21 protein-coding genes and 2 riboswitches are annotated in these 23,356 nt (G+C 65.0%); of the genes, 8 read left to right on the plus strand and 13 right to left on the minus strand.

Annotated elements, in window-relative coordinates; all coding sequences use genetic code 11:
- Positions 1-134 precede the first annotated feature (134 nt).
- From AC5RTE_RS10405 to AC5RTE_RS10450, 10 genes are all read right to left on the minus strand, one after another.
- Positions 135-3,194, minus strand: coding sequence for an alpha-mannosidase (locus AC5RTE_RS10405; RefSeq protein WP_494041296.1), 3,060 nt, complete (start codon positions 3,192-3,194; stop codon positions 135-137).
- Positions 3,195-3,338: 144 nt separating this feature from the next.
- Positions 3,339-4,226 carry a formate dehydrogenase accessory sulfurtransferase FdhD gene (gene fdhD / locus AC5RTE_RS10410; RefSeq protein ID WP_494041297.1) on the minus strand — a complete coding sequence of 296 codons (888 nt, stop codon included), beginning with the start codon at positions 4,224-4,226 and terminating at the stop codon, positions 3,339-3,341.
- A 78-nt stretch (positions 4,227-4,304) separates the two neighbouring features.
- On the minus strand, positions 4,305-5,684 hold the full coding sequence (locus AC5RTE_RS10415; protein WP_494041298.1) for a molybdopterin molybdotransferase MoeA: 1,380 nt from the start codon (positions 5,682-5,684) through the stop codon (positions 4,305-4,307).
- Entirely contained in the window at positions 5,681-5,974 is a 294-nt protein-coding gene (locus tag AC5RTE_RS10420) for a DUF6457 domain-containing protein (protein ID WP_494041299.1), read from the minus strand. The genes AC5RTE_RS10415 and AC5RTE_RS10420 overlap by 4 nt, the downstream gene beginning before the upstream one ends.
- A complete protein-coding gene (gene mobA / locus AC5RTE_RS10425; RefSeq protein ID WP_494041300.1) occupies positions 5,971-6,636 on the minus strand; it encodes a molybdenum cofactor guanylyltransferase in 666 nt (221 codons plus the stop codon). Before mobA ends, AC5RTE_RS10420 begins: the two co-directional genes overlap by 4 nt.
- Positions 6,637-6,681: 45 nt before the next feature.
- Positions 6,682-7,182 (minus strand): HNH endonuclease, encoded by a 501-nt coding sequence (locus AC5RTE_RS10430; RefSeq protein ID WP_494041301.1) that lies wholly within the window; start codon positions 7,180-7,182, stop codon positions 6,682-6,684.
- A gap of 258 nt (positions 7,183-7,440) precedes the next feature.
- Entirely contained in the window at positions 7,441-8,241 is an 801-nt protein-coding gene (locus AC5RTE_RS10435) for an NlpC/P60 family protein (protein WP_494041302.1), read from the minus strand.
- A gap of 164 nt (positions 8,242-8,405) precedes the next feature.
- On the minus strand, positions 8,406-9,116 hold the full coding sequence (locus AC5RTE_RS10440) for a C40 family peptidase (protein ID WP_494041303.1): 711 nt from the start codon (positions 9,114-9,116) through the stop codon (positions 8,406-8,408).
- A 70-nt stretch (positions 9,117-9,186) separates the two neighbouring features.
- Positions 9,187-9,367: riboswitch (cyclic di-AMP (ydaO/yuaA leader) on the minus strand.
- 128 nt (positions 9,368-9,495) lie between these two features.
- A complete protein-coding gene (locus tag AC5RTE_RS10445; protein WP_494041353.1) occupies positions 9,496-10,317 on the minus strand; it encodes a M23 family metallopeptidase in 822 nt (273 codons plus the stop codon).
- A 9-nt stretch (positions 10,318-10,326) separates the two neighbouring features.
- Positions 10,327-10,538: riboswitch (cyclic di-AMP (ydaO/yuaA leader) on the minus strand.
- Positions 10,539-10,682: 144 nt separating this feature from the next.
- Positions 10,683-11,378 carry an iron-dependent transcriptional repressor DtxR gene (locus AC5RTE_RS10450; protein ID WP_494041304.1) on the minus strand — a complete coding sequence of 232 codons (696 nt, stop codon included), beginning with the start codon at positions 11,376-11,378 and terminating at the stop codon, positions 10,683-10,685.
- A 278-nt stretch (positions 11,379-11,656) separates the two neighbouring features.
- Here AC5RTE_RS10450 and serC point away from each other — a divergent pair, with 278 nt between their 5' ends.
- On the plus strand, positions 11,657-12,787 hold the full coding sequence (serC, locus tag AC5RTE_RS10455) for a phosphoserine transaminase (RefSeq protein WP_494041305.1): 1,131 nt from the start codon (positions 11,657-11,659) through the stop codon (positions 12,785-12,787).
- A 151-nt stretch (positions 12,788-12,938) separates the two neighbouring features.
- Here the strand turns inward: serC and AC5RTE_RS10460 are convergent, their stop codons facing one another.
- Together AC5RTE_RS10460 and AC5RTE_RS10465 are read right to left on the minus strand one after the other, a co-directional pair.
- Entirely contained in the window at positions 12,939-13,832 is an 894-nt protein-coding gene (locus AC5RTE_RS10460) for a DUF3027 domain-containing protein (protein ID WP_494041306.1), read from the minus strand.
- 5 nt (positions 13,833-13,837) lie between these two features.
- Positions 13,838-14,221, minus strand: a complete 384-nt coding sequence (locus AC5RTE_RS10465) for a cold-shock protein (RefSeq protein WP_013599963.1) — start codon at positions 14,219-14,221, stop codon at positions 13,838-13,840.
- A gap of 217 nt (positions 14,222-14,438) precedes the next feature.
- Between AC5RTE_RS10465 and AC5RTE_RS10470 the strand changes: the two genes are divergently transcribed.
- The 7 genes from AC5RTE_RS10470 (at position 14,439) to AC5RTE_RS10500 (ending at position 22,109) form a co-directional block, all read left to right on the plus strand.
- Positions 14,439-14,672, plus strand: a complete 234-nt coding sequence (locus AC5RTE_RS10470) for a hypothetical protein (protein ID WP_494041307.1) — start codon at positions 14,439-14,441, stop codon at positions 14,670-14,672.
- Positions 14,673-14,682: 10 nt separating this feature from the next.
- Positions 14,683-17,163, plus strand: coding sequence for a helicase-associated domain-containing protein (locus AC5RTE_RS10475; protein WP_494041308.1), 2,481 nt, complete (start codon positions 14,683-14,685; stop codon positions 17,161-17,163).
- 13 nt (positions 17,164-17,176) lie between these two features.
- Complete coding sequence (locus AC5RTE_RS10480; protein ID WP_494041309.1) at positions 17,177-18,823, plus strand: DNA repair helicase XPB; 1,647 nt, start codon at positions 17,177-17,179, stop codon at positions 18,821-18,823.
- 61 nt (positions 18,824-18,884) lie between these two features.
- Entirely contained in the window at positions 18,885-19,385 is a 501-nt protein-coding gene (locus tag AC5RTE_RS10485) for a DUF427 domain-containing protein (protein ID WP_494041310.1), read from the plus strand.
- 77 nt (positions 19,386-19,462) lie between these two features.
- The gene (locus tag AC5RTE_RS10490) at positions 19,463-20,173 is read left to right on the plus strand and encodes a response regulator transcription factor (protein WP_494041311.1); all 711 of its coding nucleotides are present in this window, start codon (positions 19,463-19,465) and stop codon (positions 20,171-20,173) included.
- 50 nt (positions 20,174-20,223) lie between these two features.
- On the plus strand, positions 20,224-21,714 hold the full coding sequence (locus AC5RTE_RS10495) for a sensor histidine kinase (protein WP_494041354.1): 1,491 nt from the start codon (positions 20,224-20,226) through the stop codon (positions 21,712-21,714).
- Between the two features lie 107 nt (positions 21,715-21,821).
- Positions 21,822-22,109 carry a WXG100 family type VII secretion target gene (locus AC5RTE_RS10500; RefSeq protein WP_494041355.1) on the plus strand — a complete coding sequence of 96 codons (288 nt, stop codon included), beginning with the start codon at positions 21,822-21,824 and terminating at the stop codon, positions 22,107-22,109.
- Positions 22,110-22,121: 12 nt separating this feature from the next.
- On the opposite strand, the gene AC5RTE_RS10505 is transcribed toward AC5RTE_RS10500, so the two are convergent.
- Positions 22,122-23,252, minus strand: coding sequence for an RNase H family protein (locus AC5RTE_RS10505; RefSeq protein WP_494041312.1), 1,131 nt, complete (start codon positions 23,250-23,252; stop codon positions 22,122-22,124).
- Positions 23,253-23,356 lie beyond the last annotated feature (104 nt).

Genomic DNA, 23,356 nt, shown 5'->3' on the forward strand with positions numbered 1-23,356 from the left:
ATGTGTGAAGGTGGGGGCTGCGGGGCGTTTACGAACGGGGATACTTTCTTGGACGAATGCGGCCCCCGGGGGCCTTTGCACGCTTTGGGGGGATGAGTGGTGGCGGCCGTTGGGGACCGCCCCCACTCAGCCATTTAAGGCCCTTTTCCGCCCGCCTGCTCCTGTCCGCGAACAAGACGCAGCGTCACCAACTGGAACGGCCGCAGCAGCAGCTCCGCCCCGTCCACGCCGGCGTTTACGCCGGCAGCATCCACCTGGCGTTCCAACAGATCCACGGCAGTGATCCGCCGTACCGGGAAGTTCGCGGTGAGCGTTCCCCCGGAACGCTGCCCCAGCGATTCGTACAACCGGACAATGACATCTCCGGAACCGTCCTCTGCGAGCTTCACAGCCTCCACCACCAAAGCCGGGTTTGACAGCGAAACCAGCGGCTCCACCGGCGAGGCTCCGGTGACCAGCCTCGGAGGAAGGTTGGTCCGGTATCCTTCCTCGACAGCATCGGCAATGCCGGCGCCGGGCCGGACGGTGACGGTCAGCTCGTGACGTCCACGGTCCGCATCCGGATCCGGGAACTTCGGGGCACGCAGCAGCGACATACGCACTGTGGTGGTGGTGCCGCCGTCGGACGCCCTGATGCTTCTGGTGACGTCATGGCCGTACGTCGACGAGTTGGAAACGGCGACGCCGTAGCCCGGCTCCCCCACGTGAATCCAGCGGTGTGCACAAATTTCGAACTTCGCCGCTTCCCAGGACGTGTTGGTGTGGGTTGCCCGGAAGACGTGACCGAACTGTGTTTCCGCCGCAGACCGGTCCGCCCGCACATCCAGTGCGAAGCCAAGCTTCAACAGCTTTTCCCGCTCCTGCCAGTCCACAGACGTGGTGATCGACAGCGAAGGACTTCCGGCGGCGAGGCTGATGCGCTGGGTAATGGTTGAGGCCCCTGCACTCCGCTCCACCACTACTGCAGCCGCGCCGTCCTCGTCGACATGCCGCACCGACTCCGCGCAGGTCAATGGAGTGACGTTGCGGCGGTAAAACTCGTCAATGTCCCAGGCGTCCCACTCATTAGGGGTGTCGCGGTGAAGTTCCAAAAGGTTGCCGCGTTCTCCCGGCGCAATCGCTTCACGGCCAGTGGCGTAGTCCCAAAGCGAAGTGAGCAGGCCGTCCGCATCCAGGACTGCCCGGATAATGCCGTTGTCCAGAACGAAACCACCGTCCCGCGCTGCGGAGCGGGCGGGCGCAGACCGCGCCGCAGGGACGCCGGCAGCCATCGCAGGCACGCCGCCCAGGGCATGCGGTGCAGCATTCAATAGGAACTCCCGGTCCCCGCGGCCAAGCACTGCCTTGGCGGCAGCGGCGATCAGCGTTTCGAGGTCAGCTTCGATGGTTGCGTAATTGCGTTCGGCGTCCCGGTGCACCCAGGCAATGGAGCTGCCTGGAAGGATGTCGTGGAACTGCTGCAGCAGCACCAGGCGCCAGAGCCTTTTGAGCTCGGCGCCGGGGTAGGTGAACCTGTCCCCTGCACGGACCGCTGCAGTTGCACACCACAGTTCCGCTTCGCGCAGCAGGTGTTCGCTGCGACGGTTGCCCTTCTTGGTCCGGGCCTGGCTGGTGTAGGTGCCGCGGTGCAGTTCGAGGTACATCTCCCCCACCCACACCGGCAGCGACGGATACTCATCCTCGGCCTGCTGGAAAAAGCCGGCGGCGGAACCGATCCGCACCTTGGGAGATCCTTCCAGATCTGCTGTCCTCACGGCAGCCGCAAGCATTTCCCGGGTGGGGCCGCCACCGCCGTCACCATAGCCGAAGGGCACCAGCGAGACGGTGCCGCGGCCGTGGTCGCGGTAGTTCCGCTCGGCGTGGGCGAGTTCGCGTCCGCTGAGCTGGGAGTTGTAGGTGTCTACCGGCGGGAAGTGGGTGAAGATCCGGGTGCCGTCGATGCCCTCCCAGTTGAAGGTGTGATGCGGCATTCTGTTGGTTTGGTTCCAGGAGATCTTCTGGGTGAGGAACCACCGGCTGCCGGCGGACTTGACGATCTGGGGCAGGGCTGCGGAGTATCCAAAGGAGTCCGGCAGCCACGCTTCCTGGCAGTCCACGCCGAACTCGGCAAGGAAGAAGCCTTTCCCTTCCACGAACTGCCGCGCCATCGCCTCTCCGCCGGGCATGTTGGTATCGGACTCCACCCACATGCCGCCTACGGGTACGAACTGCCCGGCGCGCACCTTTTCCCGGATCCGGCCGAAGAGTTCAGGGTAGAACTCTTTGATCCAGGCCAGCTGCTGCGCCGACGAGCAGGAGAAAACGAAGTCCGGGTACTCATCCATCAGCGCCACTACGTTGGAGAACGTCCTGGCGCACTTGCGGATGGTTTCCCGGACGGGCCAAAGCCAGGCCGAGTCGATATGCGCGTGGCCGGTGGCAACGAGCTGGTGAGCGGACGCATAGGCGGGACGCGCCAGCACTTCGGCGAGGGCGGCCCGGCCGGCGGCTGCGGTGCCGGCGACGTCGTCGGGATCCATCACGTCCATCATGCGCTCAAGCGCCCGCAGGATCTCGTGCCGCCTCGGCAGCTCCAGGGGCAGCTCCACCATCAGGCCGGACAGGGTCCAGATGTCCTGCTGCAGTTCCCACACAGCCTGGTTCAGCTCGGCGATGACAATGGTTCCCAGCCTGTATTGGGTGGCCGTTCCGGCCGTTGACTTGTCGCCGTACGGTGTGGCGGCGAACGTCCAGCCCTGCGCAACATCAGGGTTTGCGGCGGCCTCCACATAGAAGTCCACTGCCATGCCGCCGCCCAGAAGCTTGAGCGGAATGTACTGGTTCCGCGGCGACACCGCTTTGATGATGGTGCCGTCGGCCCGCCATGCGATGCCCTCGCACTGGAAACCCGGCACTTCGATGGTGAACCCCAGATCGACCACCACTTCAAGGGTAGTGTCCGGCTCCGTGCCCCAGGACTCGGGGACTTCCCCCTGGAGATGAAGCCACTTGGTAGCCCACGGCTTTCCCCAGGGAGCGCCGTGTTCCTGCGGCTGGAACTTCTGCCGCATGGCCTCGAGGGCCGGCACGGGTTCGTCCGGCACGTCCCAACTGCTCAGGCTGAGGGGGAGGCTCCGGCTGTATACGGCGGGGTTGATACGTTCTCGGACGAATCTTTCGAGGCGGACTTCCGTGATTCGGCGGTCGTCATGCAATGTTGGCCCTCTTCAGCGCTGAGATCGTGGACCATGTTGTCCATTCGGCGGATAAAACTACCCGCTGGTAGCTTACTCGCCATAACCGGCGGACAACATCCCCCTAAAAAACGTTTTCCGCGCAGGGCGGGCGGGGAAACCGGCTCAGGTACGGGCGTCAGCGGCAGTCCGGGCAACGGGCCTGACGATCCGGTGGTCACCGGCATAGATGTTGAGGCTGGTTCCCCGGCTGAAGCCGGCAAGCGTCACGCCGCTGGCCTCTGCAAGCTCAACTGCGAGGCTTGACGGCGCGCTGACCGCGGCGAGCACGGGAATTCCCGCCAACGCCGCTTTCTGCACCAGTTCAAAGGACGCCCGCCCCGAGACCTGGAGGACGGTGCCGCGGAGCGGGAGCAGTCCTTCACGCAGCGCCCAGCCCACCACCTTATCCACGGCGTTGTGGCGCCCTACATCCTCCCGGAGGCACAACAGCTCCGCGCCGCCGTCGGCCTGGATGTTGAACAATCCGGCGGCGTGCACTCCCCCGGTGTCCTCGAAAAGGCGCTGGGATTTCCGCAGGAGGGCGGGCAGCGATGCGAGGAGCTCAGCGTCGATGGTCAGCGGGTCTGCGGCGGGACTGTAGTGCGAGGACTTCTGGACTGACTCCACTGAGTCCGTTCCGCAAATGCCGCAGGAGCTCGACGTGTAGATGTGGCGGCCGATGGACGGAATTGTGACGTCCGGCCTTAGCTGGACTTCCACCACGTTGAATGTCTGGACGCCGTTTTCATCTTCGCCGGCGCAGAAACGCAGCGACACGAGTTGCTCGGAGCTCCAGATGATCCCCTCTGACACCAGGAAGCCGGCCACCAGGTCAAAGTCGTCGCCAGGGGTCCGCATAGTGACAGAAAAGGAGAGCTGTCCGAGCCGGATCTCCAGGGGCTCCTCCACAGCGAGGACATCCTCACGGTGGCGTACCGGAAACTCGAGCGCCTTCGGAGAACCGTCAAGGACGTACTTGTGCACCTTCCGGCGCTGGGTTACCCGGCCCATTCCCACCCCTGCGTTTTCATAGGTCCATCATGACAACTGCCGCAGCCTGACACCAACCGGGCACGGCCGGGAGCAGCGTCAGCCAAGCAGTGCACTCCAGTCTACGGGCCCGCCGGCTGACGGTTTGGCGGCGGTCCTGGTTTGCCGCGGTGCGCTCCTTGGCTTTGCCTTCCCGGCAGGATCACCAGCTGCCGGAATGGGTGGCCCCCAGGGCAGGGCAACGGCCGGCACCAACTCGCCGAGCTGGACTCCATGGGGCGGCACCACCATCACGCCGTCGGCCGAGGCCAACCCGCGCATCATCCCCGGGCCGGTGTGCTGCGCCGGAGATGCCATCCCGTAGAGGAGCCGGAAGGGCATCAGCCGGGTGCGCCCCGGATCGGGTTCGATCATGCTTCCGCAGGGCACTTCCTGGACAGGGGGCAGGCTGCCGTGGCCGAGCGCGGCGAGCAGGGGCGCCCCAACAGTGACCAGTGCCATCATGGCGGCGAGCGGGTTCCCTGGAAGACCGAGGACAAAGCGGCCGTCCGGCAGTTCCGCCAGGACAGCCGGGTGTCCCGGGCGCATCGCGATCCCGTCGACGACGAGCCTGCCCCCCAGTTCTGCCACCGCCGTGCGGAGGTGGTCCGTGCCTGAGCGTCCGGTTCCGCCCGTGGTGATGACGACGTCGGCCGGCAGGTCTGGAGCGCCGGGCACCTCAGGTACCACGTCCTCCAAGGCGGCGAGCCACTCGTCGTAGGAGTCCCCGATCCGGTGCTGTTCCCCCGCTATGCCGCCAAGCATCTCCACGACTGCCGGCAGTTGCGGACCGAAAGTGTCCCGCACCTTGCCCGGGACGGGCACTCCCTGTTCTATAACTTCGGAGCCGGTGAACAGCATCCGGACAAGGGGTTTTCCCTGGACCTGCAGTTCGTCGTAGCCGGCCAGTGCGGCAAGTGCCAGATGGGCAGGGTTGAGCTTCGCTCCCGCCTTGACCAGCATGTCTCCGGCCAGGGCTTCCTCCCCGGCTTTGCGAATGTGCTGGCCGTTGCGGGGTTCCCCGGGCCGGGCGCTCCCACCCGTCATCAGGACCGGCAGGCCGTCCTCGTCCGTGCCGAGTACGGCGCTTTCGCTGCGAAGCACAGCCTTTCCGCCGGGAGGAATCAGCCCGCCGGTGACGATTGGGCTGGCCTGGTGGGGCGCCAGCCGGGCGCCCGGTTCCGCCAGGATCCACGGGCCGCTGCCGTTGACCGCCCAGCCGTCCATGCCGGAGGAAGCGTAGTGGGGCATGTCCTGGAGCGCAGTAATGTCCTGGTCAAGCTTTCGGCCCAGGGCAAACTGCAGGGGAACAGGCCCGGCCGGAATAGGCGTGGCTGCTTCGAAGGCGGCCAGCCTCGCTTCCTCCCAGGTGTGGGCCAGATGCCGCGGCGTCTCCGGCAGGTCCGTTGAACTCCGTTCTTCCCCGGGCTCCTCGGTCATTCGCCGGGAGTCCCGGCAGCTTCAGCGTCGTAGTCGGCAGCCAAAGATCGGGCCACGGCCAGGGCACCTTCCATGGACGCCGTTTCCGTGCTGCGTCCGGCCGCTGAAGCCAGGCCGGCGGCGTAGCCGGCGATAAAGGTAGTGAGGGGCGCCGCAGGCCGCACGACAGAATGCGCTGCTACCCCTGCAAGGGCGAGGACGGCGTTGACATCCACTTGGACGTCCTCAAGCTCATAAGCCTGGAGCAGGGACCTGCACCACTCCTCCAGCGTTTCATCCTGGCTTTTCACTGACTGCCTCCCAAATCAACTGCTGCCGCGCCGGTCCTGGAATTCGTCGTAGTCCCGGCGTCAACTCCTAGTGCGGCGGCATCGTCCCAGGTATCCACGTCGTCAGTGGAACCGGAGGGGACGGTGACAAGCTGCAGGTCAAGACTAGCAAGGAGCGCCCGCATCGAACCGTTAACTAAGGCGCCCCGCGACGCAAGATCCTCCGCAGCCTTTTTTAGCATGCCTGTGCGGTAGAACCCTGCGAGGTGCTGGGGCCGCCCGTCTTCCCCACAGGCCATGAGCCCGTCGCCTCCGAGTTCACCGTCGTCCAGCGGCTTCCTCAGGGCCCGCACGGCAGCAGAGACCCGCGGCATGTCACAGGCCAGCACCAGGGTGTACGTCTGTTCGTTTCCGGCCCGGGCCAGCGCGCCAAGGCCAGCGGCCACAGCAGCCGCCGGGCCTGCAAACTCGGGTTGCTCCCGGCATGAGAGCACACCTGCGGGAAGTGCACCTGGGTCCGGGCCAACAATTACTGTACGGAAGGCCCCGGAGGCCGCGGCCAGTGACTGCTGCAGGAGGGTGGCACCTTGGAAGACGAGCCCTTGCTTCGGTACTCCGCCCAGCCGTGATGACCGACCGCCGGCCAGGATCAAGGCATTGAAATCCGACCCCTTTTGCTCCATTCCCCCAGCCTAGTCCGGGGGCACGGAAGCCGTCCGACACTGGTGCTACGCAGCACGTTCGGGCAGCAGGAACGGATCCCAGGCGGGCGTCGGCTTCTCGAGTTCCTTGATCTGCCAGATGGTCCCATGCGGAGGCTCCGGGACGAACCTCAGCTTCCAGCCCATTTCCGCCGGGGTGTGGTCGCCCTTGACGTTGTTGCATTTCAAGCAGGCAGCCACCAGGTTTTCCCAGGACTCCGCACCTCCGCGGGACTTTGGTTGAACGTGGTCGATGGTGTGCGCAGCTTTACCGCAGTAGGCACACTTGTGCCCGTCACGCCGGAGCACTCCGCGTCGGCTAACGGCCGTGGACTGGTTGTATCTGGGGCGTATGTAGCGGTTCAGGAGGATCACGGACGGGCGGCCCAGAATCTCCTGGGGACCCACGACGGGATCGTCCCCCTCAGCCACAACGCTCGCCTTGCCCGTGAGCACAAGCACCAGCGCCCGGCGGAAAGTAATAACCGCCAGCGGTTCATATCCAGCATTCAGAACGAGAGTGCGCATGCACGTACCTCTTCACGGCCGCACCCGTCAGGGGCACGAGGGCCGGCTGCCCTCGGCATGTCCGGGCTATGGATCGACACCACAAGAGTAAACAAAGAAGTGCACTATCAGCTAATCGCTGAAGCCGGAGGCAGCCGTGTCCGAACCAAAATAGGCGCGGGACCCGCAAACCCTCCGGGTTAACTGACAGAACCCCCGCCGGAAGGGCAGGGGTCCTGTCTGGATTTCGTCAGCTATGCAAAACGTGGCGGAAGAGTGTCAGTTGACGCGGATGAACACCGGGCCGGAGCCTACGTTGGCGCTGAAGACAACAGTCTGGTTGCCGTTGTAGCCACCGTGGACGGCCTGGCCGTTGCCGGCGTAAACGGCGATGTGCGCCATGCCGGAACCACCGTTGGCGTAGTAGATGAGGTCGCCCGGCTGAGCCTCTGCAGCGCTAACCGTACGGCCCAGGGAAAGGTAGCCTGCCGGCCAGTCGTGGAAGTTGATGCCCACGGCAGCCAGGGAGTTGGTAACCAGCATGGTGCAGTCCTGCATAACGCCGAGCTGTGCGTAGGCGGCGGACAGGATGGCCGCACCCTTGCCGCTTGCCGGTGCAGAAACGGCGGGCGCGGCTGCTGCCGGAGCGGCTGCTGCCGGCGCCGTGGCGGTCACCTTGGCGACAGCGGCAGTCCGTGTGGCGGGAGCAGGAGCCGGAGCGGCTTTCTGAACCTCAGCTTCTGCCTCGACTTCGGGCTCGGGGGCTTCCACTACGGGGGCCGGGGTGGTGGTTACAGCCGGCTTCTCGAAGGAGATGGCGATGGTGGAAGCAGCCGAAATCGGAGCCTCAACGGTTGATTCAACTTCCAGGGTGGAAGCCGGAGCGGAATCACGCTGGACGTTGGCGTCAGCAGCGTTGGCTGCCAGGCCGCTGGTCAGGACAAGGCCGGAAGCCGCTGCGATAACAGCCGCCTGGCGTCCTACGCCGCCGGCGTTGTCGCCGACAGCTTTGGCAATGATGGCGAGCGAGTTGGTTTTGGTGACCTCGGCGCGGTGCCGTGCGGTTGCACGAGTAGTCATCAGTTCTCTCTTTCGTTTTCCTTCGAACCGCATGTAGGCAGCCAAAGGGGACTGGACGTGCCGGCATCTTGGGGGTACGCCGGCACGCCCTGAACGGGGATGTGTGATTTAGCGAAAAGCGTGTTTGGGCAAAGAAAAAGCTCTTGGACCGTAAGGTCGAAGAACTAGTTCATGGTGAAGAACGCGGAGGAGCCGGTAGCGGCTACCGAGTGCAGCAGCGTTCCCTGGGAGGGGTTCAGGGCGCTGATCATCATGCCGTTGCCGACGTAGATGCCAACGTGCGCTCCGCCGTTCTGCATAACAAGGTCACCGGGCTGCGGCGTGGACGTGGGCTTCATTGCAGTCCATGCGTTCACGCGGGGGATGCTGATGCCGGCCTGGGCGTAGACCCACTGGGTGAAGCCGGAGCAGTCCCAGCCATTGGGGGTGGTGCCGCCCCAGACGTACGGGCTGCCGATGCCGGTGTAAGCGATGGCCGCGATGCCCGAGCTGGCCGCGGATGCGACGGGCTCGGCGATCTTCTTTGCTGCTGCTGTGGTGGCAGTCGCCGCAGTGGGGGCAGTTGACGCGGTCGCTGCAGTCGATGCGGCGGGGGCGTCCTCGTCATCGGAGGTTGACTGGACTGTCACAGGCTCCACAACAGGAGCGGCGATGGTGGTCACAACCGGCCGTTCGAAGGAAACGGTAGCCGTGGGTGCCGCGGTGACGGCAAGGGCGGGCTGCGCGGATCCGGACTCGGTGGAAGCGGAGATACCAGCAGTGGTATCTGCTGCATTGGCTGGCAGGCCCATGGTCAGGATGAGGCCGGATGCAGCAGCGATGACTGCAGCCTGGCGACCTACTGTCCCGGCATTGGCACTAACAGCCTTGGACATGGAGTCCAGGGCGTTGGTACGAACCGGTTGCGCGCGGTGGCGCGCCGAATTATGGCGTGAAGACACGAAGGTAGCCTCTCCCAATGCCTGCGAGGTGAGCTGTCGGATTCGGATGGGAGTCACCCGGCCGCGCGGCTTCCTGGGAAGCTTTTGCGACTTAACCCCAAGGCCTTCGAAACTAAAGGCCACAATTGGTTCCCCCGCCCCTGCCAGACGATGAAATGCGAACGGACCTTGAGCGGTGGCAGAGTTAGGCAATCCGCACAAGAGCGTCAACTTCGGAAAAGTTGACGCGAGTTAGACGGTACAGCAGTTTTGCGTGAATGTCACATTCAGGTCACGGCAGGTCAAGATGATTTGATAGCAAGCGGTCACTTGACTAGAGCCAGCTGGTGGGGTCGACGACCTCACCGTTGACCTGGACCTCAAAGTGCAGGTGGCAGCCGGTGGAGGCACCTGTGGTCCCGCTGAGGGCTACAACGTCTCCGCGGGAAACTGTCTGCCCCTCCTTCACGCTGAAGGAGGAGAGGTGGTTGTACGTGGTTTCCAGGCCGTTGCCGTGGTCCACTACAACGCGGTTGCCGCCACCGTACTCGTGCCAGCCGGCGAAGGTAACAGTTCCCGTGGCCGCAGCCAGGACGGATGTGCCGCACTGGGCCACATAGTCCTGCCCGCGGTGGAAGTCGCCGGAGCCTCCCGTGATCGGGCTGACGCGGTAGCCGAACGGCGAAGCAGTGGTCAAGGCAGCGAGTGGGGCACCGAGGCTTCCCGTGGAAGCAGCGCGGGTTACGGCGCCGGCAGACTGGGCGCTGAGCAGCTGCTTCAGCTTTCCGTCCGGGTCCGCCTGGGTGACTACAGCGGAACGGCTGAAGTCAATCGCGGCCCCGGCTTCTGCGGTGATCTGGGGCTGCGGGGCAACAGCTGACGCGGCAACGGCAGAGGATCCCAAGGTATCGGTGGCCATGACGGGACTGGTGGCCGGTACGGTCACGGTGAGTACCAGACCGGTGGCGGCAAGTGCCACGCCGGCCTTTTGGCCGATGCCGCTGGCTGCAGCGAATTCGGTGACCTGACGGAAGGGACCCCGACGCCGGCGAGCATCACGGTGCGGATCGCGGGGGCGTTCCGAGGTGATGACTTCGACACCGCGCGGTGTCGAAGCAGGGACCGGCGCGCGGCGGCGTCCCCTGGAATTGTGCATGGTCAAGAAGGGTCCTCTCTGGAAAGCCTGCGAAGTTAGCTGTCGGATTCGGGTCAGAGAGTGCAAAGACCCGGTCCGCCGTAAGCAAGCTTCGGCACAGAGATATCCCGGAGGAATCCTTCACTGGAAGAGGCTTGCTGCTGACGGACTTAACCCCAAGGCAGTCCCCCGGCTGCCGCTTGTGGTTCCCCCGCCTCTGCCAGTTACGACTCGTGCTCCTGATCCGCTGGCAGAGCTCGGCTCCGGATCAGGTAACGCTTTAATATCAACTTCAGTTCAACTATAGAGGCAAAAGGGGCAAAGTAACAATTCCGTTATCTTTGCGTAAGCCACTTCACATGGGGTAGGGCACCCGACGGGGATTCTCAGGCGAGGGCCACGAACACGTGGGCCGCTACCTCCGGCGGCAGCTCGAGCGCCCCTTCGATGCCCGGGACCCGGACGGAGATGTAATCACCCACCCGTTCCAGGGACACAGCAGCGCCAGGCCGGATGCCGCCCTCGTCAAGCTGCGAGAGCAGCTCAGGCTCCACCTGGATGGGTTCAGCAAGCCGGCTGATGGTGACAACAGAGGCAGAGCCGTAGGACTTCATCGCCTCCAGAAGGCTGACAGCCCCGTCGCCAAAACCAAGGGAAGGCATGCCGCCCAGCGCGGCCAGCCCGGGGATGGGGTTTCCGTACGGAGACTTGGTGGGGTGGTCGAGCATCTCGTAGATGCGCCGTTCCACCCGCTCGCTCATCACGTGCTCCCAGCGGCAGGCCTCGTCATGGACGTAGGCCCAGTCCAGTCCGATCACGTCGGCGAGGAGCCGCTCAGCCAGGCGGTGCTTGCGCATGACTTCGGTGGCGCGCTTACGGCCGGTCTCAGTGAGCTCCAGGTGGCGGTCGCCGGAAACCACCACGAGGCCGTCCCGCTCCATCCGTCCAATGGTCTGGGAAACGGTGGGTCCGGAGTGGCGAAGCCGTTCGGCGATACGCGCACGCAGGGCAACGATGTTCTCTTCCTCGAGCTCCAGAATGGTCCGAAGGTACATCTCCGTAGTATCAATCAGATCCGTCATCCAGCTCAGCTCCTCGAGCGCAGTACCTTGCGTTGTCCCACCGTATCGCCTTCAACTGCGACGTAGTCCGTGGAAAAGCTTAGCCTATTTTGACTTTGTCCGATTAGTTGCGGCGGGCTGTGTGACCGTCTCATTGACTGGACTATGACGGCTCCGGTTCCCGCCCCAACAGTCCCACAGGGCAGAATGAGGGAGGCCCTGGTTGCAGCTGTCACCGGCTGCCGGCCACCAGCACCCGTCCGGACCAAAGCCGTGTCCACGCCGAAATTGGAGCACCTGTGAGCGAACCCAGCATCACTATTCCCGCCGACCTCCTGCCCCGGGACGGACGGTTCGGCGCAGGGCCGTCCAAGGTCAGACCGGAGCAGATTGATGCCCTGTCCGCGGCCGCGAAAAACATCCTGGGTACGTCCCACCGGCAGGCCCCGGTCAAGAACCTCGTTGGCTCCGTCCGCGAGGGCCTCAGCCAGTTCTTCCAGGCCCCGCAAGGGTACGAAGTTGTACTCGGCGTCGGCGGCTCCACAGCGTTCTGGGACATTGCCAGCTTCGGCCTTGTGGAAAAGAAAGCCCAGCACTTGTCCTTCGGCGAGTTCGGATCGAAATTCGCAGGGGCTACCAACAAGGCGCCCTTCCTGGAGGCCTCTTCCATTATCAAGTCCGAGCCCGGCACCCGCCCCTCCGCCCAGGCCGAAGCCGGTGTAGACGTCTACGCCTGGCCCCAGAACGAGACCAGCACCGGCGTCGCAGCCCCCGTGCAGCGAGTCGATGGGGTGGACGAGGGCTCACTGGTGCTTGTGGACGCAACGTCCGCAGCCGGTGGACTGGATGTGGACGTTGCACAGAGTGATGTCTACTATTTCGCGCCGCAGAAAAACTTTGCCTCCGACGGCGGGCTCTGGCTTGGCCTGTTCTCCCCCGCCGCACTGGAACGGGCGGCGCGGATCAAGTCCAGCGGCCGCTGGATTCCCGATTTCCTGGATTTGCAAACCGCCATCGACAACTCGCGCCTGAACCAGACCTACAACACCCCGTCGCTGTCCACCCTGGTAACGCTGGACGCGCAGGTGCAGTGGTTGAACTCCAACGGTGGTTTGGATTTCGCTTCTGCCCGCACAGCTGATTCTGCCGGACGCATCTACAGCTGGGCCGAGGCGTCGGAATTCGCCACCCCTTTCGTCACCAACCCGGATGAGCGTTCCAACGTCATCGCAACCATTGACTTCGATGAGTCCGTTGACGCCACCGTGGTTGCCAAGGTCCTGAGGGCCAATGGAATCGTGGACACGGAGCCGTACCGCAAGCTCGGCCGAAACCAACTGCGCATCGCGACGTTCGTGGCGATCGAGCCGGCAGATGTTTCCGCCCTTCTCGCCAGCATCGACTACGTCGTGGGCGAACTGCGCAAGTGAATCGTGCTGCGTCGCGAAACGGGGCTGCGCCAGAAGCCCAAATAATTTAACACCTATTGGTTAAGTACGACGGCGCCGCCCGGGTTTCCCGGTCGGCGCCGTTGGTGCGTCGGAGCTGGTCACTCAGCCCGCGTTCGCGTGACTTTGAGCCTTAGTGCCTTCCGGCGTCGTGGTCGAAGGGCTGCGCCGGGGCCTCAGCGTCCTGCTCTTCCCCCTGCTGCCGTTCGCCGTCCTGTGCTTCGCCGGACTGCGCTTCGCCGTCCTGTGCTTCGCCGGACTGCGCTTCGCCCATGCCGACAGCATCCAGGGAAGCGGCAACGCCCTCGGCAGGTTCACCGGAAAAAGGTTCAGTGGGGTCAGGTTCAGTGGAGGCAGCGTCCGCTGTCCAATCGGGAACCGCAACAGTTTCAGGCGCCTCCGCCGCTGTTTCAAAGACGTGCTGTTCGGCTGTTTCCGGTTCCGGTTCCTGCTCATCCTCGGGCCGGACGCGTTCCGCCCACGGCACCCATTCCGGCGCGAGGATGGATTCCTCGGACGGCAGGAGGCCGAGCTCGTTGACTGTGACTACTTTGGACCGGGAGTTCCGTGTCAGCACGGCGAACCACTGCCAACCGACGTAACCGGGCAGCCTGCATTCAAAGAGGTGGGTTACCAGCCGGTCGCCTTCGCTTTTAGCTGCCAGGTGCGCCCCAATGTCTGACGCAGAGGTGATGCCTGCAAGGGCGGTCCGTGCCGTGTCCACGGCAGCGGCAAGGAAAGCGTCCGGCTTTCCGGTCCGCCACACAGGCACCCCTGCCCGCCGCTTGGCCAGTTTGGCTGTTGCAACCGTCGGCGCGGCAGGCGGAAGGCCTGCAGAGGCGGCAGCAACATCGGCCTCCCCGGCCGGTGCGGCACCTGCCTGAAGCGCCACCAGGTCCACTGATGCGGGATCCACCGACACCGGGTCCACCAACTCAATGTCCAGCGAGCCCGCGGCCAAGGACGCCAGGTCCACCGGTTCCGGGACGGTTGACTGCGGGTCCTGCTGATCAGCTTCCGGTTTCATGGGGCCTAAACGTCCAGCTCGTCGGCAACCTTACGCAGGGCGGCAGCGATGGCCTTGCCCTTATTGCCTTCCGGGTATTTGCCTTTGGAGAGGGTTCCGGACAGGTTGTCCAGGACGGTCACGAGATCCTGGACAAGCGGTGCAAGGTCCTTCGCGCTGGGCCTTTTGGCCTTCGCGATGGACGGCGTTTTGTCCAGCACGCGCAGGCCCAGGGCCTGGGCGCCCTTGCGGCCATCGGCCACACCGAATTCAACGCGGGTGCCGGCCTTCAGCTCCGTGACGCCCTCGGGCAGCGACGACTTGGGCAGGAAGACTTCCTGTCCGTCTTCGCCCGCGAGGAATCCGAAGCCTTTTTCCTTGTCATACCACTTGACCTTGCCGGTAGGCACGTAATTAACCTTCTTCGTTCTGACGTCTTGAGACACGGCCAGCCGTCACCGCATCCGCATTGCTGTGCGGGTTCAGGGTATGACGGCTGGATACCGTGTTGGTCTGTATCCCTCAAGGTTATCCTGACAACTGCCGTTATCCTGCTTTCGATGGCGCTCCGCAACGCACCGGCGCACCCCTGCAGAGCTGTCAGGCCGGACTGTTAGCGTTACATCCATGACACCCTCGCGTTACCGGCGTCCCCTGACGATCCTCGCCGCAGCCATTGCCGTGATTTCACTGGCAGCGGTGGCTGCCGTTATGGCCTTCGCCTTTGCCGGTTCCGTGTCGCCGGTTTGGGTCACGTACACCGCCCTTTACGGCTTGCCGCTGGCATTCCTCCTGATGCTGTTCCTTGTCCTGGACAGCGCCGCCGGACGCCGCAGGGCAGGAAAACAGGACGGACGGTAACGTTGGACTGATGTCCCTCATTCGCGCGCTCAGCAAGGACCTGGAGGCCCGCAGCGATGACTCGTTGCAGGCACTGTTCGACGCGCGGCCAGACCTCATCTCGCCTCCGGTTCCCGACTTCGCCGCCCTCGCAGCCAGGGCCAGCGGGCGGGTCAGCGTCCAGCGCGCGCTGGAGCGGCTCAACCGGCCGCAGATGCAGGTCCTTGAAACCCTCCATCTGTGCACCAACACGGATACGGAGCACAGTGCCTCCGCGGCAGGATTGCGGAAGATGATCCCGGGTTCCTCCGTTGCGGCTGTGGAACGGATTTTGGTCTCGCTCCAGGAACTTGCCCTGGTCCACCGCGCAGAACCCCCGCCCGGGGCAGTCCCCGGCAACAGGCAGCGCTACTACCTCCCTGTGGGCAGCCTTAAGGACGTCGTAGGGATTTATCCAGCGGGGCTTGGCCGCAGCTACACCGAGCTGGTGCGCCTCCAGCCGGCGTTCGCGCAGCGGGCGGTCCAGCTCGTGTCCGAACTTCACCGCAGTGGCGCACCCGTCCACGAAGCCACCACGCCCATGGAGGCTGCCCTTGCCCTGCAGCGCTGGACGTCCTCGCCCGAGGCCCTCCAGGACATTTTGGCCACCGCCCCGGAAAGGACGGCGGCGTTGCTCGCCAGGTTCCGGAACTGGGCCATGGGTGCGGTCCCCCAGGCGCAGCGCAAGGCATCCATCACAGCCGAGGGATCCGACGTCGGACCCATCGACTGGCTCCTTGCGCGCGGCCTGCTGGTTCCCCTGGACGCCGCACATGTGGAGCTGCCCCACAGCGTGGGGCTCTCGCTGAGGGGCGGTGCCATCATCAACGACTTCAGCCTTTCGCCGCCGGTCCCCGAGCTTGGCCGCACCAGCGCCGCCCTCCGGCGGAACGCAGCCCTGGGAGCCATCAGCGAGACCCTGCGGCTGGTGGGCGAAATCCTGCATGTGGTGCGGGACCAGCCCCTGGCCACCCTGCGCAGCGGCGGTGTGGGCGTCCGCGAGATGAGACGGTTGGCCGAGCTGCTCAGGATCGACCAGCCCCATGCCGGCCTTCTCCTCGAGCTCTGCGGGCTGGCCGGGCTGATCCGCCTGGACGTTGACTCGTCGTCGTGGGTTCAGCCGCCGGAACTGGAATGGCTTGCCCTGCCCCGGCAGGAACAATGGCTCTGGCTGGTCAACGCCTGGCTGGCCAGCGAGCGCGTGCCTTCCATGGTGGGGCAGCCCATCAAGGGATCCCCGGGGTCAGCCCCGCACCGGTCAGCTTCCGGAAGCACCATCACTGCGTTGTCGGCCGAGGCGCAACGGCCCGATGCACCTGTAATCCGCAGGCGGATCCTGGAGATCCTGAATGAACTGACCGCTGAAGCAGAAGCCCCGGACGGAACAGCGCCGGTCCTGGACGCGGGTGCGGTGCTTCAGCGGGCCGAGTGGGCCCAGCCGCGCATGGCCCGGCGCTTCAGCTCGCTGATCCGCGGGGTCCTGGCCGAAGCCGAGGTACTGGGCCTGCTCGGCTCCGGGGCCCTGAGCCAGCTTGGAAGGGCCATCGCGGACGACGAACCGGAAACTGCTCTTTCCATCCTTGGTGAGCACCTGCCCGCCGAACTGAACCACGTACTGCTCCAGGCGGACCTTACCGCCGTGGCGCCCGGATACCTCGCCCCAGCGCTGACCGAAAAACTGTTGCTGATGGCCGACGCCGAAGGCCAGGGGCCGGCCACCATCTACCGGTTCTCGCCCGGCTCCATCCGCCGTGCGCTGGACGCCGGTCATGACGCTTCCACTGTGCTGGAGTTCCTGAAGGAGCACTCGGCCACGGCAGTACCCCAGCCGCTGCAGTACCTGGTGGAGGATACGGCCGCCCGGCACGGCCGGTTGCGGGTGGGTGCAGCCGCCAGCTTTGTCCAGAGCGAGGACGAAGGTGCTCTGCTGGGGCTGCTGACCGGCCCGGAAACAGAGGGGCTGGGCCTGGTCCGGATTGCGCCCACCGTCCTCATCTCCTCGGCGCCGCCGCGTGAGACAGCGCAGGTTCTTCGCAGTCTGGGTCTTTCCCCCTCCTTTGACGATTCCGCCCAGCCGGTGCTCCGGCTGCGGCGCGCTCCTGCGTCGTCGGCCACGTCACGGCCCGTCTACACGGCACCGCGGACAGCCCCGCCGGCGGAAGAAGTACAGGCACAACTTGACGTGCTGCGGCACCGCCCTGCCACCGTCGGGAACCTCGGCCCGGACGGCGACCACGACGGTGAGGCGGCCACACAGCTGGGTTTGGAGGCGTTGCAGCGGGCCATCCGGCTCAAGCAGCGCATCAGCATGAACGTGGTGGACGGGATGGGGAATGCCAACCTGGAAATCGTTGTTCCCCTTTCCGTAAGCGGCGGACGGGTGCGGGTCTTTGATCCCGCCAAGGACACCGAACGGGTGCTGTCCATTCACCGCATCATTGATATTGAGGCCGCAGAGGAACTGCGCCAGTGAAGGACTCCCCCGCGTGAACGACGGACCCCTGATAGTCCAGAGCGACAAAACCATCCTCCTTGAGGTGGACCACGAGCTCGCCACCGAAGCCCGGCATGCCATCGCGCCGTTCGCGGAACTCGAGCGTGCCCCCGAGCACATCCACAGCTACCGGCTGACCCCTTTGGGCCTGTGGAATGCCCGCGCGGCAGGGCTGGACGCCGAGAAGGTCCTGGACACCCTCCTGAAGTACTCCCGGTTCCCTGTACCGCACTCGCTGCTGATCGACGTCGAGGAAACCATGTCCAGGTACGGCCGGCTGCGGCTGGAAAAGGACTTACAGCACGGGCTGGTCATGCGGACGGACGATTATCCGGTCCTGGAGGAAGTCATCCGGTCCAAGAAGATCCAACCGTTGCTGGGACCGCGCATCGACGGCGAAACTGTGGTGGTGCACGCGTCCCAGCGCGGGCAACTCAAGCAGCTCCTGCTCAAGATCGGGTGGCCGGCGGAGGATCTGGCCGGCTACGTTGACGGCACCCCGCACCTGATTGCGCTGAATGAAGACGGCTGGAAGCTGCGGCCGTACCAGCAGATGGCAAGCGACAACTTTTGGGCCGGAGGCAGCGGGGTTGTAGTGCTGCCGTGTGGTGCCGGCAAGACCCTGGTGGGCGCAGCGGCGATGGCCACCGGCTCCACCACCACCCTGATCCTGGTCACCAACACCGTGGCTGCCCGGCAGTGGAAGGACGAGCTGCTCAGGCGCACATCCCTCACAGAGGACGAGATCGGCGAGTACTCGGGGGCGTTGAAGGAAGTCCGGCCGGTGACCATAGCCACCTACCAGGTCCTCACCATGAAGCGCGGGGGTCTGTATCCGCACCTGGAGCTTGTGGACGGACACGACTGGGGCCTGATCATCTACGACGAGGTCCATCTGCTGCCCGCCCCGATCTTCCGGATGACGGCGGACCTGCAGGCGAGGCGGCGCCTGGGCCTCACTGCGACCCTGGTGCGGGAAGACGGCCGCGAGGGCGAGGTCTTCAGCCTGATTGGACCGAAGCGCTACGACGCGCCCTGGAAGGACATCGAGTCCCAGGGCTACATTGCCCCTGCAGATTGTGTTGAGGTGCGTGTGGACCTGCCCCGGGACGAGCGGGTGGTTTATGCCATGGCCGAGGACGCGGACAAGTACCGGCTTTGCGCCACCTCGGAATCCAAGACCCTGGTGGTGGAGCAGCTCGTTGCCCGGCACGCCGGGGAGCAACTGCTGGTCATAGGCCAGTACATTGACCAGCTCGACGATCTTGGCGTGCGCCTGAACGCGCCGGTGATCAAGGGTGACACGTCCGTGAAGGTCCGCCAGAAACTTTTTGATGCCTTCCGCGCGGGCGAGATCCAGACGCTCGTGGTGTCCAAAGTGGCCAACTTCTCCATCGACCTGCCGGAAGCCTCAGTGGCAATCCAGGTTTCCGGTTCGTTCGGGTCCAGGCAGGAGGAGGCACAGCGGCTCGGCAGGCTGCTGCGGCCCAAGAAGGACGGCCGGGCCGCCCGGTTCTACTCCCTGGTTGCACGGGACACCCTGGACCAGGACTTCGCGGCCAAGCGCCAGCGGTTCCTCGCCGAGCAGGGTTATGCCTACCGCATCATGGACGCCAAGGACGTGGAAACGGCCGAATAGACGGCTTCCTTCGCGAAGGCTCTCCAGTGCGGCCGGCAAAGATGAGGCGCACACTGGAGGCATGCACTTTGAAGGAAAGCCCATCGTTCCCCTGCCGGGCCAGGAGTCAGTATGGGACTATCCCCGCCCGCCGCGCGTGGAGCCAAGCAGGGAACGACTCCGGATCGTTCTGGGTGGTGAACTGATTCTGGACACCACGGACTCGCTCCGTGTTCTGGAGACCAGCCACCCTCCGGTCTATTACCTGCCCCGGTCTGAGTTCTGCCCGGGTGCTCTGGAGCCCGCGCCAGGAAGCAGCTTCTGCGAGTTCAAGGGCACAGCGGGATACCTTACCGTGCGCGGAGGCGGGCAGGTCCGGGAAAGATCAGCCTGGTTCTATCCTCAGCCTGTTGCCGCATATGCCGCGCTCCTGGATCACGTTGCCGTCTATCCCGCCAGGATGGACCGTTGCGAGGTCGACGGTGAGGTTGTCGGCGGGCAATCCGGAGGCTTTTACGGCGGCTGGATAACCTCACGGATAGTGGGACCCTTTAAGGGAGGACCCGGAACCCTGGGCTGGTAGGCGGCAACGCGTGCTTCCCCACCTGGCTCCCAAGGACTATCCAGACAACTCCCAGTGTCTGGGAGCATGATGGGAATATGAACAAGAACGGCCCTGAAGCGAAGCTCCTGGTAGTGGATGATGAACCCAACATCCGCGAGTTGCTTTCGACATCCCTGCGGTTCGCCGGCTTCGACGTCGTGTCGGCCGCAAACGGCCGCGACGCCCTTGCCGCTGCCGACGTGCACGCCCCGGATCTCGCCGTCCTGGATGTGATGCTCCCGGACATGGACGGTTTCACCGTCACCCGCCGGCTCAGGGCTTCCGGCAAGCATTTCCCCGTTCTGTTCCTGACGGCCAGGGACGACACGGAAGACAAGGTCACAGGCCTTACTGTTGGCGGGGACGACTACGTCACCAAGCCCTTCAGTCTTGATGAAGTGGTCGCCCGCATCCGCGCCGTCCTGCGCCGGACCCAGCCCCAGCTCGACGACGACGCCGTGATACGGGTCGATGACCTGGAATTGGACGACGACGCCCACGAAGTCCGGCGCGGAGGCACAGTCATCGAGCTGTCCCCTACGGAGTTCAAGCTGCTCCGCTACCTCATGCTCAACCCCAACCGGGTGCTGTCAAAGTCGCAGATCCTGGACCATGTGTGGGAGTACAACTTCAACGGCGATGCCTCCATCGTTGAGTCCTACATCTCCTACCTCCGCCGGAAAGTGGACATCGACCCTGAAGCTCCTGCCCTGATCCAGACCAAGCGGGGTGTCGGATACGTGCTCCGGACGGCAGAAAAGCGCTGACCTTGCAGCAGCGGTGGAAGTCGGCTTCACTCAGGACACAACTGGTGGCCATGATCATGGCCCTGCTCACCGTCGCCCTCACGGTGACCGGGGCAGGCACCCTGACCCTGCTCCACAGCTACCTTCAGGACCAGGTGGACGCCAAACTGTATGCAGCCGTTGATTTGGCGGACCGGCAACAGTCCTTTTTCCAATTGCGGGCACCCAGCAACCCTGCAGTTCCCACCGACTATGCGCTGATCCTGTTCGTGCCCGGTGAAGAGCCCTTCCCGTTCGGCGCAGAACCGGACACCGGACCGGACATCAGCTCAATGAGTGTGGAACAGGCCCAGGCGCACAGCGAAGCCCCCTTCCAGGTGAGGGGCACGGACGGCCAGAACTGGCGGGTCATCGCGGTGACGGTGCAGAACGACCAGACCACGGCGGTAGTGGTCATCGGACTGCCGCTGGAAACCGTTGACGACGTCCTGAGGCACGCCACCCTGGTTGTCCTGGGCGTGGGCCTGCTGACCCTGCTGCTGGCGTCCCTGATCGCCAGCTGGACTGTATCGCGGGCCTTCCGGCCGCTTGCCCGGGTGGAAAAGACCGCCGCCGCCATCGCCGCCGGGGATCTGTCCCGTCGTGTGGAAGTGGAAAACCCCAGCACGGAGCTCGGCCGGCTCAGCAGCTCCCTCAATTCCATGCTTGCCCATATTGAAACCGCCTTTTCCGCGCGCACGGCGTCGGAGGCGAGGATGCGGCGTTTCGCGGCCGACGCCTCGCACGAACTGCGGACCCCGTTGGTAACCATCAGGGGCTTCTCCGAGCTGTACCGGCACGGGGCTTTGGCCACCGACGAGGACGTGGCCACCGCCATGGGCAGGATCGAAAGCGAAGCCAAGAGGATGGGCTCCATGGTGGAGGACCTGCTGCTGCTGGCCCGCCTTGATGAGCAGCGCCCGTTGCAGCAAAAGCCGGTTGACCTCCAGCTGATTGCCCACGATGCGGTAGTGGACACGCAGGCCAGCGCCCGGTCCCGGGTCATATCGCTTATAGGACTCGACGGCGGTCCGGCAGCTCCGGCGCCCGCGCTCGGCGACGAAGCCAAACTCCGCCAGGTGGTAGGCAACCTGGTAGGCAACGCCCTGCGTTACACCCCCGAGGACAGCCCGATCGAACTGGCGGTTGGTGTCCGCCCCCAGGCGGACGGGAAGCTCCGCTCAGTCATTGAAGTCCGCGACCACGGGCCCGGTATTTTTGAGGCGGACGCGTCAAAGGTTTTTGAACGCTTCTACCGGGCGGACACCTCCCGGACACGGGAGACCGGCGGCAGCGGGCTGGGGCTGGCAATTGTGGCCGCCATCGTGGGCTCCCACGGCGGCTCCGTGCGCGTGGAAGACACCGCCGGCGGGGGCGCAACACTTGTGGTCACCCTCCCGCACCGCGATGATGCAGCGGGGAACCGGTCCGCGGACACTACCCGCGTGGAGAGCCTCGGTTCATTTCCCAAGGCTGCCGGCAACGGCCCCAAGGGCAGCGACGGACGCGTTATCCACATATAGAGTCCCGGTCATGCCGGCTGGCAAACCGCTTTCGTAGGCTCGTCAATGTGGCCCGGACAGCCCGGGCGCGGGAGCAGACGCTGCCCGCTTCAGCGAAAGGCAACGCCATGAGCATCATTTCCGTCGATACAGAACTGCTCCAGCTCAAGTCCGCCACCGTCCAGGCGACAGTGGACCGGATCAGCGCTGACGTCCAGGCCATGAAGCGGGGGCTTGACGAGCTCCAAGGCAGTTGGCGCGGCTCCGCCGCCACCAACTTTCAAGCACTCATCACGGAGTGGACCATCACGCAGGGAAGAGTGGAGGCCTCACTGGCCTCGATTAACATGGCTCTCTCGTCCGCTGCGGCCACCTACGCCCAGGCGGAGCAGGGAAACACCCAGCGGTTCAGTTAACCCGGCCAGTTCCTAGGCTTCGGGGGTGCCCTGATGGAACCGCAGCCGCCATCGGCCACCGTCCAGTACCCAGAGTGAGCTTCTGAGGATGGTGCCGGAGCGCGCGTAACTTCGGTACGTCAGCAGCACAGCGGTGCTGCCGATGCGGTCCGCACCGAGGATTTCGATGTCGGTCCGCTCCCCCGGGTCTTCTTCGAGTGCCATCATCATGGCATCCCGCGTCCAGACCCTGCCCGAGCTGCCAATCTCCAGAAAATCAGGATGCAGCAGGACCGCTGTCCTGCCAATATCGCCGCGCACCAGGGGTCCGAGCAGTTCCCGCTCCAGCTCTTCCACCAGCGCTTCAGGCGCCGCCGTTTTCGCCCCGCCTGCGTTGGCGAGGTCGAAAGCGCCGTCGAGCTGGGCAAAGTCCAGCTGGGTAAAATCCTCCCGGGCAGAGTTTTCCTCGGCAGGTTCTTCCCGGGCAGCGCCTTGCCGGGCAATGTCCCGCCACGCGGCATCCTGCTGAGGAGCGCGTTGCTGGGAGGCGTCCTGGTGAAGAGCGCGTTGCTGAGAGGTGTCCTGGTGAAGAGCGCGTTGCGGAGCGGCGTCCTGCTGGCTGAAGAGGTCAAAATCGCCGAAGGTCGCTGCTGCGGCGTCAACAGCGGCAGGGGCTTTGCCCGCTGCCGTGTGGTGGGCGCCGGGAAATCCCGGCCCCGAGCGGGCTGCTACGCCCTGCTGGTAGGCGGTGGCGGCTGCCCGGGCCCGCTCATCGGCGGCTTCGTTCAGGTCATGCCCGGCATGCCCCTTAACCCACTCGAACCTGTACTTCCGTCCGGCGAGTTCCCGGTCCAGCTCCTTGAGCAGATCGACATTCAGCACCGGCTTCCCGTCTGCCTTCCGCCAGCCCTTTCGCTTCCAGCCGGGCATCCACTTGGTAATCGAGTTGATGACGTACTGGCTGTCGCAAAGGATGTGCAGGTCCTCGTGGCGAAGGTGCGCCGTTGCCCGCAGCAGATCCAGGACGGCCATGAGCTCGCCCTGATTGTTGGTGCCGTGGGGCCACCCACCGGCCCGCCAGCAGTCGTCGTTCACGTACCAGGCCCAGCCGGCCGGGCCCGGGTTTCCCAAAGCCGAACCGTCGGCCGCTGCAGTAATCGTCACCGGTCCATCCTGCCAGAAGCCAGCGACAACGGCGGATGCGGATAGAGCGATCCGCCGGAACCAACGCACAGGTGCCGTCGCCGGGCTCCGGGATGGCGCCTTCG

This window comes from Arthrobacter sp. K41 (assembly GCF_059089645.1).